The sequence below is a fragment of the Mesorhizobium sp. M6A.T.Cr.TU.016.01.1.1 genome (assembly GCF_003952585.1).
Classification (GTDB): domain Bacteria; phylum Pseudomonadota; class Alphaproteobacteria; order Rhizobiales; family Rhizobiaceae; genus Mesorhizobium; species Mesorhizobium mediterraneum.
The window spans coordinates 139214-154326 of record NZ_CP034452.1 but is presented as its reverse complement, the minus strand read 5'-3'; the positions used below and the strand labels follow the sequence as shown (position 1 = coordinate 154326).

Genomic DNA, 15113 nt, shown 5'->3' with positions numbered 1-15113 from the left:
CTTCCTATTCCTCCGGGGCGGTGGCAGGAGCCGTATACCGGCGACGTACTGCATCCAGAACGTGCTTGCGGCTTTCCTGCGCCGAGAGCATTTCGTCCTTCTCTGCCTCGGCGGCTTCGCGCGCCAGCTCCTTGTCCCTGATCTGATGGCGAAACCATTCGGAATAGTCGCCGGCACGCAGGTGATGCTCCCAAGTCCCGTCGTCGATGCCTTCGGCGATCTGAGCGAAGATCATCAGGTTATGGGCCCGCAGGTTCATCGCGTTGTCGGGACCTCTGAAATAGAAGCTGCCGGCCTCGTCTAGGTGACCTTCTGCATATTTGCGGCTGTGACGCTTGAGTGACTGGCGCGGCTCGATCGCCTTGACCATGGCAATTTTCTTGCGGGTTTGAGGCCGCCAGAACAACACGCGCTCGCCTTTTGGCGACGGAATATCCTTTGGCGGCTTGGTATCCGTCTCATGGCAAAAGGCCTTGATGACATTCTTGGCCTTGGGACCGAGCGCAATGACGGCAGTGACCAGGCGCAGGGCATCGGTCGAAATCGCTTCCGGATGAACGGTGATCAGGACGGTGCCCGGCAATTCCAACGATAGGACGGCGCGTGTGTCGTCGCGCTTCTTGGGCAGAAGATGATGTGCCTCGTCGATGACCAGCCAATGTGGCCTCGCCGTACGGTAGCGGAAACTGCCAAGGCCGGGGAGCAGATCGGCAAAGAAGTCCGGTCGCTCGTTGACCCGTAACGCCAGCCCATTGACGACCACGCTGGTGTCCGGCTTCTCGATCAGGTCGAGCACTTGTGCCTTTGTCGGTGCGCTCGAGCCATCGCCTATCCGGACGGCACCTTCGAGGCCATCATAGTCGCCTTCCGGGTCGAAAATGCAGAACTGAAAGCCGTTCTCGACGAAGCGTTCCGTCAGCGCGGTGGCCAAGGTGGATTTGCCGATGCCGGAGCTTCCGGCGATCAGAACCGTGTCGGTCGGCGTCAGATAGACTTCGTCGCCGCCGACCGAGCCGAGAAGAATGCCGTCGCCGCGTTTTCGGACAAGTTCCCGATCGCGCTTTACCAGTTTCTCGATCAGTTCCTCGACGCCTTTTCCACGCGCGCCGCGCGTCACCAGGTCTGCTGTATCCTTGACCGCCACAAGTGCATTGTCGACGGCGACGCTGCAGCCGCAGGCCTGCAGGAAGGCGTGGTCGTTTTCAGCATCGCCAATACCGACCACATTGTGTGGTGAAAGCCGCAGGTCCTCAAGTGCAGCGGCCAGCCCGGTTGCCTTGTTGATGCCGCTCGGCAGGATCATCACCGCGCCCTTATTGAAGATGATTTCCAGTTCCAGCCCAAGTTTTTTGATCACTTCAAGAACTGTTGCCTGGTGTGGTTCCCAGGTCGCAACGATCGACCGTCCGACTGAAAGCGGCTTGACGCCGTGCTTTTTTAGCTTGGCGACGAACTTGGGCGCCGGTGCCGGTGAAATCACACGTTCTTCCTCGCTGGCAGGCGTGTAGATCAACGCCCCATTTTCGGCGACGACCTTGTCGAACAGGCCGATCTCGGGAAAAACGCGCTTGAGGTCGGGCAGTTCTCGTCCTGTGACGAGAATGAGCTTGCGGCCACTTTTCTTGACCCGTTCGAGAGCCGCAACCGTCTTTTCAGCTACGATCCCCTCGTGCGCCAGCGTGCCGTCATAGTCTGTTGCCAAGGCGATGAAATACATTTGTCGACCATTTCATGTCTGAGATCGCCGCTACCACCGCCACACGCGAGGTCGCACGACGAGATGCCATTCCGCAAAGGCGTGATCGAGCCGAGCGGACAAGTGTTGCGGCGCAGGATACCCACTCAGTAGCCGCCGATGATCGGCAATATCTCGCCGGTGATGTAGCTCGAGCAGTGCGGCGAGGCGAGGAACACATAGGCGGGCGCGATCTCCTCCGGTTGCGCCGGCCGTTTCATCGGCGTGTCTGCGCCAAATTTCGAAACGTCACCGGCCTGCTTGTCCGATGGGTTGAGCGGCGTCCACACCGGGCCCGGCGCCACGGCATTCACCCGAATTCCCTTTTCGATAAGGTTGCCCGAGAGCGCGCGCGTGAAGGCATGAATGCCACCCTTGGTCATCGAATAGTCGACCAGTTGCTTCGAGCCCTCGATGCCGGTTATGGAGCCGCTGTTGATGATCGCCGAGCCGGGCTTCATATGCGGCACGGCCTCCTGCGCCATGTGGAAATAGCCGTAGAGATTGGTCTTTAGCGTCGTGTCGAAATGCTCTTCGGTCAGCTCGCTGAATTCGCTGGAATGAATCTGGAAAGCGGCGTTGTTGACCAGCACGTCGATCCGGTCGAATTCCTTCACCACCTTAGCCACCGCATTGTGGCAGTGGTTGCGTTCGCTGACGTCCGCCTTGATCAGCATGCAGCGCCGGCCTTCGGCTTCGACGGCCCTCTTCGTCTCTTCGGCATCCTTGTCCTCGGACAGATAGACGATCGCCACATCCGCGCCTTCGCGCGCATAGAGCACGGCCACGGCGCGGCCGATGCCGGAATCACCGCCGGTAATGACGGCCACTTTGCCGTCGAGCTTTTTCGACCCGATATAGAATGGCGCATCGTAAAGCGGCGCTGGCTCGATCGCCCATTCGTGCCCCGGCTTCGGCTGGTGCTGCTCAGGAAAGGGCGGCTCGGGATATTTGCGTGCTCCGGCCTGCATGGCGCCTTGTTGCTTGCCGCTCGATTTCGATTTGTCCTTGGCATCGATCCGACGCTGGATATGGCGCTGCTTGGCGGCCTCGCCGGCGATTTCCGATTTCATCTGCATGGCTGCCTCCTTGGCTTGAAGGATGAACAACGCATGTCCGGCGAAAAAGTTTGCGCGACGGCGTCATTCTTCAGTCCGCGATGCGTTCGACAAGCGACCATTGCAGCCGCGGCAACGAGTGATGAGCGCCACCTTCGACAAACCGCCGATGAGAATCGCCCCCCCCAAATTTGGCAGCAGGCGCCGAATGTTCTTGATCGCAGCGAACCCAAAACGCCAGGAATCGACGGCGCGTACTGCCCAACTGGCAACGAATGATGCGGGCGGACGTTTGGGCACAAGCGGTGTCCGAGAACCTGAAGGCGCTGGCCAAGCAGAAGGTATTCCGAGGCTGGTGACCTGAAGATTTCCCGCTTCTCGGCGTACAGGCGATTTTGTCAGCGGATCGCGCCAAGGGAGAGGAAAATGGCTGAAGGTCATACCAAACCAAACGGGCCGGATCTGGTCGAGGGCATCGCGTTATCCGACCTTCCCGATGGCGGAAAGCTTCTCGGCCATTGCGGCGATGAGCAGGTGCTGCTGGTGCGCCGCGGGGCCGAGGTCTTCGCCATCGGGGCGACATGCACACATTATGGCGGGCCGCTCGTCGACGGTCTTGTGGTGGAAGACACCGTCCGGTGTCCTTGGCATCACGCGTGCTTCGATTTGCGTACAGGCGAGGCCTTGCGCGCCCCTGCTTTCAATCCACTCGCTTGCTGGTCGGTGGAACAACGCGATGATCGGATATTCGTGGGAGAAAAGCGCAAGCGGACGGCACCGAAGCAGCGCGATGGAGGCTCCGGCCAGGCTCCAGAGAAAATCGTCATTGTCGGTGGCGGCGCGGCCGGTTTCGCGGCGGCAGAAAAACTGCGGCGCGAACGCTATCAAGGTAGCATTGTCATGCTCAGCAACGACGAAGCGCCGCCCGTTGATCGGCCCAATCTTTCCAAGGACTATCTCGCCGGCAAAGCGCCGGAGGATTGGGTTCCGCTCCGCGGAGACAGCTTTTACTCGAAGAACGACATCGACCTGCGTCTCAACGCGAACGTCGCCAGCATCGATGCACGTTCTGGCGAAGTTGTGCTCGCGGACGGGACACGGACTCCTTACGACAGGCTGCTCCTTGCGACCGGAGCCGAACCGGTTCGCCTGACCATACAAGGCGCCGACCAGCCACACGTTCACACGCTGCGCTCGTTCGCAGATTGCAAGGCGATCATCGAGCGAGCCACGACTGCGCGCCGCGCCGTCGTGCTTGGCGCCAGTTTCATTGGCCTGGAGGTTGCCGCGGCCCTGCGCTCGCGCGAGATCGAAGTTCATGTCGTGGCGCCGGAAAAACGGCCCATGGAACGGGTCCTGGGGCCGCAAATGGGCGACTTCATCCGCGCCCTCCATGAGGAGAATGGTGTCGTATTCCATCTCGAGGACACCGCGAGCAGCATCGACGGCAGCAAGGTGAAACTCAGCAGCGGCGATACGTTGGCGGCGGATTTCGTCGTCGTCGGCATCGGCGTGCGACCGCGGACGGGGCTTGCCGAAACGGCGGGGCTCATCCTTGGCCGCGGTGTCGTCGTGAACGCCTTTTTGGAGACGAGCGCACCAGGCATCTTCGCGGCTGGCGACACTGCGCGGTGGCCAGATCCTCACAGTGGCGAGAACATTCGGATCGAGCATTGGGTGGTTGCGGAGAGGCAGGGGCGAACAGCAGCCCTCAACATGCTCGGCCATCGCGAGAAATTCGTCGCCGTGCCGTTCTTCTGGAGCCAGCATTATGATGTGCCCATCAACTACGTCGGCCATGCCGCGCAATGGGACGAGATCGTGGTCGATGGAGACATCCTTGCCAAGGATTGCCTGCTCCGCTTCAAGCGCGAAGGGCGCACGCTGGCTGTCGCTTCGATCTTCCGCGACATCGAAAGTCTAGGGGCCGAGGTGGAAATGGAGCGTCAAATGACCTAGAGCAATTCCGGGAAAAGCGCGGAGCGGTTTTTCGTCCGGAATTGCGTAAAAACAAATACTTAGAGCGGGTCAGCGATTCTATCAAAAGCTGAACTGCTCTAGCGAGGCGCACGCTGTTATCCGCCTTCCGTGGCTCAGCATTCAATTGCGCTTCGTTCATTCCGCGCAGCACAAGGTCCGGGCTGCGGGCGCTGTGCGGCCGGTTCAGCCTGCGCAATCAGTCTCGGCGCGCAATGATCCAGTCGGTTGCCGCCGCGAGATCGGCGACGGTTGCGGTCGGGCGCGGATCAAACCGTTTTTCATCGCCCTGCCGGTATTTGCCTGTCCGCACCAGCAATGCGCCCGAAACTCCGGCGCGCAGGGCGCCAGCTATATCGGCCTCGGCGTCGTCGCCGACCATGATCGCCTGATCCGGCGGACAGTCCATGCTTGTCAGCGCCGACAGAAAGAACGCCGACGAGGGCTTGCCGAGGACAGTTGCGCGTTTCAGGGAGGCAAATTCCAATGCCGCGACGAATGGCCCTGCATCGAGGCTGAGTCCGCCGTCGGCGTCCCGAAACGTCCGGTTGGTGGCAAGGGCCAGCAATTCGGCCCCCGCACTCAGCTCACGAAACGCGTCATTCAACGCCGCATATGTGAAGGCGTCTCCGGCATCGCCGACGATGACGGCGCGCTTGTCGCGATCCGGTAGCTCGTCAAAATCCGGCGCAAGGCCGGGGTGAACCAACAAGTATGGCGCACGGCCATTGCGAAGCAGCCATTCGCGAGCAGCGTGCGCCGGCGTGAAAACATCTGCCTTGGTAACGGTGAGTCCCATCGCCTCCAGACGTTCGAGAACCCCTTGTTTCGACGAGCGCGTGGTATTGCTTACGAAGCGTACGGCCAAACCGGCCTGGCGCAAACGCGCAACGGCGTCGATTCCGCCTGATATGGCGGTCTCGCCATCATAGATGACGCCTGCGAGGTCAAGCAGTACACCTCTTGTCATCGGTCCAGCATGACCACGAGTCCGCCGTGCGTCAAACCCGGAACAAGGCCATGGTTGTTCCTTTTGGATCAGGGCAGGCGCACTCGATTAACCGCCGCTCACTCCCACCATTCGGGGAAGGCCGTGCGTGCGACTTCGGCCAGCGTCGCGGTCGCCTCGTCGGGAACCGAGCTGTAAGGCCAGAGCAGTCGCGAGCCAAGCGGCGCCCAGCCGCCGGCTGCCGCCATCGCTTTGTCGAGCGCCGCATCGCTGACATCGTAGCGAGCGCGAAAAGGCAGAACGTGCGTGGCGAGAAAGGCCTGTATGCGCGTCTCGACCTTGGCAGCGGCTGCCGCATCCGTGCGGATCATCTGCCACCACGTCACCGCGCCCTTCGGGTTGAGGCAGGCGACGTTGGAATAGCTGCCGTGGGCGCCCTGGGCAAATCCCGTCGCCAGCGTATGGCCGGGCACGAAGACCGAAAATCCCGGCAGTTCGCGGCGCATGTCGGCGTACCAGTTGGCGTCGCCGCCCGGCAGCTTAGCGCCGACCAGCGATGGCACGGCTGCATGCAGCCTGGCGATGCCTTCGAGCGTCAGGCGGCGCTTGGCGTGCGGTGGATTGTAGAGCACCAGCGGCGTGTCAGGCGCAGTCTCGCAAAGACCGCCGACGAAGCGCATGACCTCATCGTCGCTGGGCGGCCACCAGTCAGGCAAGGTGAATTGCATCGCCGCCGGGCGGAGCGCCGATGCCCGCGTCAGCCGCTCGCGCGCGACGCGCGGATTGGACTGGCTGATGCCGATCTGGAAGGGCAGGCGCGCGCGAGCCGCTGACGCGGCCACCAGGTCGCAAAGCCGATCGAACTCAGGCTCGGTCTGGCAGTGGAACTCGCCGGCCGTGCCGTTGGAATAGATGCCGTCGACACCGGCCGCGCAAAGCCGCGCGATCGTCTCTTCCGTCGCCTCCCAGTCGATTGCACCGCGGTCGTCGATGGCCAGCATCACCGCGCCCCAGACGCCGCGCGGCGCCTGTGCAGGCAAATGGGTCAGATGGTCGTCCAGCTCAGCGCGCACCGGCGATCTCGTGCTCGCGCCGGGTTTCGTTCGATGAGAAGGCGGCCTCGATGATGCCGATGATCTTGCGTCCATAGGCACCATCGACCGGCACCGGCTTGTCGTTTGCAAGGGCATCGCCCATCGCCGTCCATTCGCGCACCAGCGCGTTGTGCATCCAGTTCGGCTCGAACGAGCCGGGCAGGTCGGTCCAGACCGCATCGCGCCCCAGCATCGTGCCTCGGTCCATGTCGATGCGCAGCGTTCCCTGCTCGCAGACCAGGTCCATGGCGTAGCTGGTCGCGCCATTGCGGTAGCCGATGCTCTGCACCTGGCCGAGCCCGCCGCCGGCGAAACGCAGTCCGAGCAGGGCGGTGTCGTCGGCTTCCTGGTCATGGAACTTGGCGCCGAGCATGGCGCTCACCGACACGACATCGTCATCCATCAGCCAGACCAGGCGGTCGAGCGCATGAATACCGGCCGTCAACAGCATGCCGCCGCCGGTTGGCTTGCGCAGATGCCAGTCGCGGCGATTGTGCTCCATCCACAGCTTGATGATCCAGCTCGATCCGATGAGCGGCCGGCCGAGCGCTCCTTCCTCCAGCATTTGCCTGGCCGCCATGCAGGGCAGGGCGAAATGCATGAGATGGGCGATCATGAGCTTAACGCCAGCGGCGGCCACGGCGGCGTTTATCGCATCGCAGGCTGCCGCCGTCGGCGCCATCGGCTTTTCGAGCATGATGTGCTTGCCGGCCTTTGCCGCTCCGATCGCCATTTCGGCATGGAGATGGTGAGGGCTGGCGATCAGGACGGCGTCGACATCCTTGTCGTCCAGCAGCTTGCGCCAGTCGGTGTAGCCGCGACCACCATGTTCGGCGGTGAAGCCGGCCAGGGCATCGTTATTCCCGCGGCACGATGCGACGAGGCGCAGGCCGTGCACTTCCTTAATTGCCCTTGCATGGGCCCCGCCGAAATCGCCCGCTCCGATAATGCCTATTCCAATCATCGTCCTGCCTTTTCATACGCGGCGTCGATCAGCGACATCGCCGCAACATAGTCATCGATCGAAATCGCCGGCGGCGCTTTTCGAGCCAGCCGGTCGAGCGTGTCGCTCATGCACAGCCGATAGCGCGTCGCCGGCAATTCGATCGGCAAGTCGACGATAGCGCCATCGTCGAGCGTCGCACAGATGGCGCGGTCGCCATAGTCGATGAGGGTCGCATTCGCACTGACGATGCGCCATTCGAAGTCGCCGCCAGGGCGCATCGACGCAAAGGTGTATCCGGCCTCGACGATGAACAACGCTCCGGCAGCGTCTTCCAGCACAAGCAGCGCATGGTCCTCGACCGGGGCGCGGTGAATGCGGTTCTCGATCGAAACGGCTTTCAGCCCAAGCTCGCCGGTTGCCAGGCTGAGCGCGGCGTCGATGCCGTGTATGCCGAGGTTCCTCAGCGCGCCGCCGCCACCGATCGCCGGATCCACGACCCAGGCGACACCGTCGGCCGCGTAGCGCTGCGGCGGGCCATTGACCAGCCGGAACTGGCCATGCGCAACCGCACCGGCGCGGCCTTGCCGGCGTAGCCGTTCAAAGGCAGTGACGGCCGGCCCAAAGCGGTTGGGCAGGGGAACACTGACAAAGGCCTGGTGCTGCCTCGCCAGGTCGCGCAGCGCGGCCAACACTCCAGTGCTGCTCGCCGCCGGCTTTTCCAGGATTAGCGGTATGCCGGCTCCGATGACGGCTCGCGCCCGCGCGGGCACCGTCGAAGGATGCCCCATCAGCAGGATCACATCAGGCGGGCTGGAGAGGATTTTCGCGAAATCGGTGATGAGCGGCAAATGATGACGCGCCGCGAAGGCGCGCGCATGCTCCGCGTCCTCATCCCAAATGCCGGCAATCTCAGTGCCACAAGAGTGTGCTGCGTCGAGATGCATTTCGGCGTGCCAATGGCTCGATCCGGCCAGGACAATCTTCATTTCAGTGACGAATCCTCTTACTTGCAGGATATCCTACAAGTCGCTATGCTACAAGCATCGACCGCTTTGCGACGCGCCATCGGGCGCAATTAAAGCGGCGCTGGGAGCAAAATGCCGGAACCCAAGTTGATCTCAGAACCCAAGCCGATCTCGGAACCTAAGTCGATCGAGCCGCTGACCAGACCGCCGCTGCTTCACGTCAGCGTGCAGGAGAGCCTCAGGAAATATATCCAGAGCAACAAGCTCAAGGCGGGGGATCCCTTGCCTCCGGAGACCTTCCTGGCGCAGCGGCTCGGCGTCGGCCGCAACTCGGTGCGCGAAGCTATCAAGGCGCTGGAGTCGATCGGCATTCTGGAGACGCGCCGCGGTATCGGCGTGTTCGTCAAGGAATTCTCGTTCAAGCCCTTGCTGGATAATCTGGCATATGGCCTGCAGGATTCGTTGCGCGACGTGGAGGAGCTGCGCGAGATCCGCCGCGTCCTTGAAACCGGCCTCATCGCCAAGACCATCGAGATGATCAGCGCCGAAGACATCACCGCGCTGCGCCAGCTGACCGAAAGCATGCGGCGGCGCGCCGAGCGCCAAGAGAGCTTTGCCGAAGAGGACCAGCAATTCCACCAGCTGCTGTTCCGCTGCCAGAACAATCACATGCTGAGCGCGCTGATCGACATCTTTTGGGTGGCGTTCAACAAGGCCTCGAACTTCACCAGCCTCGACAATCCGACACCGCTGGCGACGTGGCGCGACCATCACGAGATCGTCGAGGCCGTTGCCGCCAAGGATGTCGACCGGGCGCGTCAGCGCCTCGACGATCACTACAGGGGGATTCAGCAAGTCATCGCCAAAAACCGAACGACCTGACCAAACGCCGAACTACCTGACAATGCCAAGGGAGGAAACCATGCGCATCAAGACTATCGCTCGCCATCTGGCCGTCACCGGGCTGCTGCTCGGCGGCATCGGCCTTGCCACCAGCGTCCAGGCACAGGGTGCCAAGACCATAACCGGGGGCTTCGACGTCGGCCCCGGCGGCTTTCCCAAGAACTTCAATCCGCTGGCTGCGACCGGCGGCTTTACCTGGCTCAGCACCTATTTTGAACCGCTGGTCATCTACAACTCCGACCTGACCGAACTCGAAGGCGATCTGGCCAAGGACTACAGGGTCAGCGACGACCAGCTGACCTATACGTTCAACCTTGTCCAAGAGACCTGGCACGACGGCAAGCCGTTCACATCCAAGGACGTCAAGTTCACGCTTGAGCTCGCCAGGAACAAAGCGTCCGGCAGTCTGTTTGCCGCGCGTCTCGGCGACATCGCGTCGGTCGACGCGCCGGACGATCGCACCGTCGTCGTCAAACTGTCGAAGCCCAACGGCTCGTTCCTGTCCATTCTCTCGCAGGTGATGATCCTGCCGGAGCATGCCCTGGCCGCGATCCCACCGGAAACGCTGGCCACAAGTACTTGGTGGTCCACCACTCCGGTCGGCACCGGCCCCTTCAAATTCAATCGCTATGTCAGCGATCAATATGTCGAGCTGGCCGCGGATGACGACTATCGCGGCGGCAAGCCGAAGGCCGACGTGCTCATCAACCGGTATTTCGAGAGCCCGGCGGCCGCCGTTGCCGCGCTGCGCGCCGGCGAGATCCAGTTCACCTATGTCGAGCCCGACGACGCGGTATCTTTCAAAAGCGACAGCAATTTCAAGGTGATCGAGGGCGCTTCTTATGTAGTCAACTACATCGGGCTCAACCAGAAGGTCGAGCTCTTCAGGGATGTTCGCGTCCGCCAGGCGATCATGTACGCGATCGATCGCAATGCCATCATCGAGAGCCTCTATGGCGGGGCGGCCAAACCGGCCAATTGCGGCTACGTCGCGCCGCATCTGCTTCCCGAAGGCCTCGAGACCTATGCTTACGATCCGGCAAAGGCCAAGGCTCTGCTTGCTGAGGCGGGCTGGGACAAGATCAACGGCGATAAGCCCATCACCTTGCTGACCTATTACGGCTCGCCGCAAGCGGCCAATGTGATGGCCGCCATACAGTCGATGCTGGCCGAGGTCGGGATCAATGTTGTGCCGCGTGTCGTCGATACGCCGACCTATAACGGCATCGTCTACAAGGAAGGCACGCCGGACTGGAACGCGTTTGCGATGGTCTATGCCGGCCTGCAGAACGGGCCAAATCCGGCTGGCATCAGCCCGGGTCTCAACAAGTCCCAGATTCCGCCGGCAGGCTTCAACACTATGCGCATCGAGTTCGACGACCTGAGCGCTGCATTGGACGCCGCGCTCGGCCAGACCGACCCGGCCAAGATCGATCAATCCTGGCAGGAAGTCTGCAAGGTGATGAACAAGGATCTGCCTTGGGCGACATTATGGGTAGCCAATCGCTATGGCGTCGCCTCCAACAAACTGCGTGACTTTGTCTGGACGCCGGCGCCTGCCGGCGGTCCTTTCGCGGCTCACCCGGAACGCTGGGACATCCAGTAAAAAACGCCTGGCGGGCCACTCCAGGCCCACCTTTGCAAGGAGCCGGCCTGATGCCGGCTCCGCTCACCATCACCACGGACAGCCAATGCTGAGTTTCATTGCCCGCCGCAGCGCTACAGGACTGCTGATGCTGGTCGCTCTGAGCGTCCTCATCTTCATCCTTTTGCGACTGGCGCCCGGCGATCCGATCGACGCGTATATCAACCCGTCCAGCCCGATGTCTGCTTCCGACCTCGAAGTCCTGCGTGACCGGCTTGGGCTCGACCAGCCGCTTCCCGTGCAATACCTCGCCTGGCTTCGCGCCGCGCTCAGCGGCGACTTCGGCTATTCGATCCAGCGCAGCGGCGTTGCCGTGCTGCCGCTGGTCATGGAGCGCATCGGCCCGACCGCGCTCTTGATGGGCACCGGCCTGGCCATCGCCATCGTGCTCGGCATTTCCGCCGGCATCTTCAGTGCCGTCCGCCGTAACGCGCTGCCCGACATCGCGCTGTCGGTGGTTTCTTTCATCGGCATCTCCAGCCCGGCTTTTCTGACGGCGCTTCTCGGACTGTACTTCTTCTCGGTGTTGCTGCGCTGGGCGCCATCAGGCGGCATGCAGACCGCCGGCGCACCTTTTTCCATATCGGACGTGCTCGCGCACCTCGTCCTGCCCGCCTGCCTGCTGTCCATCGGACACGCCGCGCTGATCATGCGCTACATGCGCGCATCGCTGCTGGAAGTGCTCAACCAGGACTATGTGCGGACCGCGCGCGCCAAGGGAGTGCGCGAGTTCTGGGTGATCATCAAGCACGCGACCCGCAATGCGCTTCTGCCGGTTATCACCCTGATCGGGTCGACGGTCGGCATCGCGATCGGCGGCGCGATCTTCCTCGAAAGCGTGTTCAATTGGCCGGGCATGGGCCTGCTGCTGGTCAACGCCGTAGGCACACGGGATTACCCGGTGATCATGGGCGCCACTCTGGTAATCGGCATTTGCGTCATTCTGGTCAATCTCCTGACCGACATCGTCTATGCCGTCGTCGATCCGCGCATTCAGGTGTCGTGATGACGATCACCGCGCCAGATCCGACAGCTGTGCCGCAAACCAAAGGACCGCTCCGCCGCGCGCTCGACCGCTTCTTTGAAAATCGTGCGGCGCGCGCCGGTCTGTTTATCGTTATCCCTATCCTGCTGGCGGTTTCGACCTATCATTTATGGTGGCCGTTCAGCCCCAACGCGATCGATCTCAGGGCGATCAACAAGGGACCGTCGGCCATTCATTGGCTAGGCAGCGACGGCGTCGGCCGCGACGTCATGGCCCGGTTGCTGCAAGGCGGGCGGATCTCGCTGCTGGTCGCCGTCTGCTCGGTCGCCATCTCGATCGTCATCGGCTTCCTGGTCGGCGCCGTCGCCAGCTTCGGCGGCCGTGTTGTCGACGGCACGGTGATGCGCTTCGTCGATCTCGCAATGACGCTGCCGCCGGTGATCTTCCTGCTCGTGCTCGCTTCGATTGCCGGCACCGGCATCGCGCCGACCATCCTGGTGATCTCGCTGCTCTCATGGCCGGTGCTGTCGCGCATGGTGCGCGCCCGGCTGCTCGAGCTGCGCGAGCGCGACTTCGTCGTCGCCGCCCGTGGCATGGGGGCGGGGCTGCCGCATCTCCTGTTCCGTCACGGCCTGCCGAATTGCATCGACATTCTTGTCGTCTACGCCACTTTGCAGATCGCCAACGCCATTCTGCTCGAAGCCGGCCTCTCTTTCCTCGGCCTCGGCATCGCGCCGCCCGAAGCCAGCTGGGGCAACATGCTCAATCTCGCCCGCTCCACCGTCGTGCTCGAGCAATATCCCTGGCAATGGATGTTTCCCGGCGCCGTGCTCGTGCTCACCGTTCTGGCCATCAACTTCATCGGCGACGGCCTGCGCGATGCATTCGATCCCCGTTCCGATCTCAACTGAACCTGAAGGTTTTCAAAATGCCCCTGTTTACCGGTGTCGTGCCACCTGTCGTCACCCCGCTCCATTCCGATTTCAGTGTCGACTTCCCGTCGTTCACGCGGACCATCGAGAACCTGCTCGCCGGCGGCGTTCACGGGCTGTTCGTGCTCGGCTCGACCAGCGAGGTGGTCTTTTATGACGGGGCCGGCCGCAGGGCCATCATCGAGCACGCCGTCAAGGTCAACAATGGCCGCGTTCCGATCTTCGCCGGGGTCATCGACCCGACGACCGATCGTGTCATCAATCACGCCAAGATAGCCAGATCGGCCGGCGCCGACGCCGTCGTGGTCACCGCGCCCTTTTATGCCCGCACCAGCCAGCCCGAGATCGGCGATCACTTCCGTTATATCAAGGATGCGGTCGACATCCCCATTATCGCCTACGACATTCCGGTCTGCGTCCATGTCAAGCTGGAGCGCAAGACCACCGTCGGCCTGGCCAGCGAGGGGGTTATCGCGGGGATCAAGGATTCCAGCGGCGATGACGGCAATCTGCGTTATGTGCTCAAGGACATGGCCAACGATCCGAATTTCTTCGGCATGACCGGATCCGAGATCCTGGTCGACAGCGTGCTTGCCATGGGCGCGCATGGCGTCGTGCCGGGCCTCGCCAATGTCGATCCGCACGGCTACGTCAAGCTGTGGAACCTGATGCAGGCGGGTCAGCACGTCGAAGCCCGCGTGGAACAGGAGCGGCTGTTGAAGCTGTTCGAGATCGTCTGGATCTCGCTCGGCAGGACAAGCGCCGGCTCGGCCGGCGTAGGCGCCTTCAAGACAGCGATGAAGAGCCTCGGCATCATCGCCTCCAACACCATGGCGCGGCCGCAACGCAGCTTGAACGACGAGGAAACCGCAAAGGTCGAAATCATCCTTCGCGACGTCGGGTTGATGCGCTGACCGTGGACGCTCCGATTCTCTCGATTTCCGGTCTGCGGGCCGTGTTCCGTATCGCCGGACGCGACATCGCCGCCGTGCAGGACGTCGATCTGACGATCGGATCGGGTGAAACGGTCGCGCTCGTCGGCGAATCCGGATCGGGCAAATCCGTCACCAGCCTGTCGATCATCGGCCTGCTGCCGAAGAAGATCGGACACATCGCCGAGGGCTCGATCGCGCTGCGGTGCAGGGATGGCACTGTCACCGAGCTGACCGGCCTCGATCCCGAGTCGCTGCGCAAGGTGCGCGGCAACGACATCGGCATGGTGTTCCAGGAGCCGATGACCAGCCTCAATCCGGTCTACACGATCGGCGAACAGATCGCCGAGCCGATCCGCATCCATCTCGGCAAGTCGCATCGTGATGCGGCCGCCGACGCCGTGCGGCTGCTGGCTCAGGTCGGCATTCCCGATCCCGATCGGCGGGCGCGGCAATACCCGCATGAGTTGTCGGGAGGGATGCGCCAGCGCGCCACCATCGCCATGGCCCTGTCCTGCAATCCGACCTTGCTGATCGCCGACGAGCCGACCACCGCGCTCGACGTCACTATCCAGGCCCAGATTCTCGACCTGCTGGCCGAGCTGCAAGCGCAACGCGGCATGGGCATTCTGTTCGTCACGCACAATCTCGGCGTCGTTGCCGAGATCGCCGACCGGGTCGCGGTGATGTATGCCGGGCGCATCGTGGAATCGGGTCCGGTGAGCGAGGTGTTCACCCGTCCGCGTCATCCCTACACCGCCGGGCTGATGCGTTCGGTGCCACGGCTTGGCCAAGCCACCACGCTGAAGGCAGCAGGAACGCCGCTTCCAACCATCGCCGGCAATGTTCCATCGCTGGCCTTGCTGCCCAAGGGCTGCTCCTTCGCGCCGCGTTGCGCCCTGGCTGTCGATGCCTGCCGCACTGCTGTACCGCCATTGTTCGCGGCGACGTCGACCCAGAAAAGCCGTTGTTTGCGCTGGGAGGATCTCTGA

The 15113-nt window shown here is 62.6% G+C and carries 13 protein-coding genes; 7 read left to right on the top strand and 6 right to left on the bottom strand.

The genetic code is table 11. The annotated features are described in order from the left end of the window. Positions 1-4: 4 nt before the first annotated feature. Together EJ075_RS00685 and EJ075_RS00680 are read right to left on the bottom strand one after the other, a co-directional pair. Complete coding sequence (locus EJ075_RS00685) at positions 5-1717, bottom strand: HAD family hydrolase (RefSeq protein WP_126102985.1); 1713 nt, start codon at positions 1715-1717, stop codon at positions 5-7. A gap of 125 nt (positions 1718-1842) precedes the next feature. Then, positions 1843-2814, bottom strand: a complete 972-nt coding sequence (locus EJ075_RS00680; protein ID WP_126102984.1) for an SDR family oxidoreductase — start codon at positions 2812-2814, stop codon at positions 1843-1845. A gap of 405 nt (positions 2815-3219) precedes the next feature. Between EJ075_RS00680 and EJ075_RS00675 the strand changes: the two genes are divergently transcribed. Beyond that, on the top strand, positions 3220-4752 hold the full coding sequence (locus tag EJ075_RS00675; RefSeq protein ID WP_126102983.1) for an FAD-dependent oxidoreductase: 1533 nt from the start codon (positions 3220-3222) through the stop codon (positions 4750-4752). A 217-nt stretch (positions 4753-4969) separates the two neighbouring features. Here the strand turns inward: EJ075_RS00675 and EJ075_RS00670 are convergent, their stop codons facing one another. The 4 genes from EJ075_RS00670 to EJ075_RS00655 form a co-directional block, all read right to left on the bottom strand. Next, entirely contained in the window at positions 4970-5740 is a 771-nt protein-coding gene (locus EJ075_RS00670) for a TIGR01458 family HAD-type hydrolase (RefSeq protein WP_126102982.1), read from the bottom strand. Positions 5741-5838: 98 nt separating this feature from the next. Continuing rightward, positions 5839-6792 (bottom strand): dihydrodipicolinate synthase family protein, encoded by a 954-nt coding sequence (locus tag EJ075_RS00665; RefSeq protein WP_245458071.1) that lies wholly within the window; start codon positions 6790-6792, stop codon positions 5839-5841. Beyond that, entirely contained in the window at positions 6782-7777 is a 996-nt protein-coding gene (locus EJ075_RS00660) for a Gfo/Idh/MocA family oxidoreductase (protein WP_126102981.1), read from the bottom strand. Before EJ075_RS00660 ends, EJ075_RS00665 begins: the two co-directional genes overlap by 11 nt. Next, positions 7774-8745: a Gfo/Idh/MocA family oxidoreductase gene (locus EJ075_RS00655; protein ID WP_126102980.1), complete on the bottom strand. Its 972-nt coding sequence runs from the start codon at positions 8743-8745 to the stop codon at positions 7774-7776. The genes EJ075_RS00660 and EJ075_RS00655 overlap by 4 nt, the downstream gene beginning before the upstream one ends. Before the next feature lie 129 nt (positions 8746-8874). Here EJ075_RS00655 and EJ075_RS00650 point away from each other — a divergent pair, with 129 nt between their 5' ends. The 6 genes from EJ075_RS00650 (at position 8875) to EJ075_RS00625 (ending at position 15113) form a co-directional block, all read left to right on the top strand. Beyond that, on the top strand, positions 8875-9606 hold the full coding sequence (locus tag EJ075_RS00650) for a FadR/GntR family transcriptional regulator (RefSeq protein WP_245458250.1): 732 nt from the start codon (positions 8875-8877) through the stop codon (positions 9604-9606). Between the two features lie 40 nt (positions 9607-9646). Then, the gene (locus EJ075_RS00645; protein ID WP_126102978.1) at positions 9647-11233 is read left to right on the top strand and encodes an ABC transporter substrate-binding protein; all 1587 of its coding nucleotides are present in this window, start codon (positions 9647-9649) and stop codon (positions 11231-11233) included. A gap of 85 nt (positions 11234-11318) precedes the next feature. Continuing rightward, a complete protein-coding gene (locus EJ075_RS00640; protein WP_126102977.1) occupies positions 11319-12278 on the top strand; it encodes an ABC transporter permease in 960 nt (319 codons plus the stop codon). Further along, positions 12278-13168 (top strand): ABC transporter permease, encoded by an 891-nt coding sequence (locus tag EJ075_RS00635; protein ID WP_095486474.1) that lies wholly within the window; start codon positions 12278-12280, stop codon positions 13166-13168. The genes EJ075_RS00640 and EJ075_RS00635 overlap by 1 nt, the downstream gene beginning before the upstream one ends. Before the next feature lie 17 nt (positions 13169-13185). Further along, a complete protein-coding gene (locus tag EJ075_RS00630; protein ID WP_126102976.1) occupies positions 13186-14103 on the top strand; it encodes a dihydrodipicolinate synthase family protein in 918 nt (305 codons plus the stop codon). Between the two features lie 2 nt (positions 14104-14105). After that, entirely contained in the window at positions 14106-15113 is a 1008-nt protein-coding gene (locus EJ075_RS00625) for an ABC transporter ATP-binding protein (protein WP_126102975.1), read from the top strand.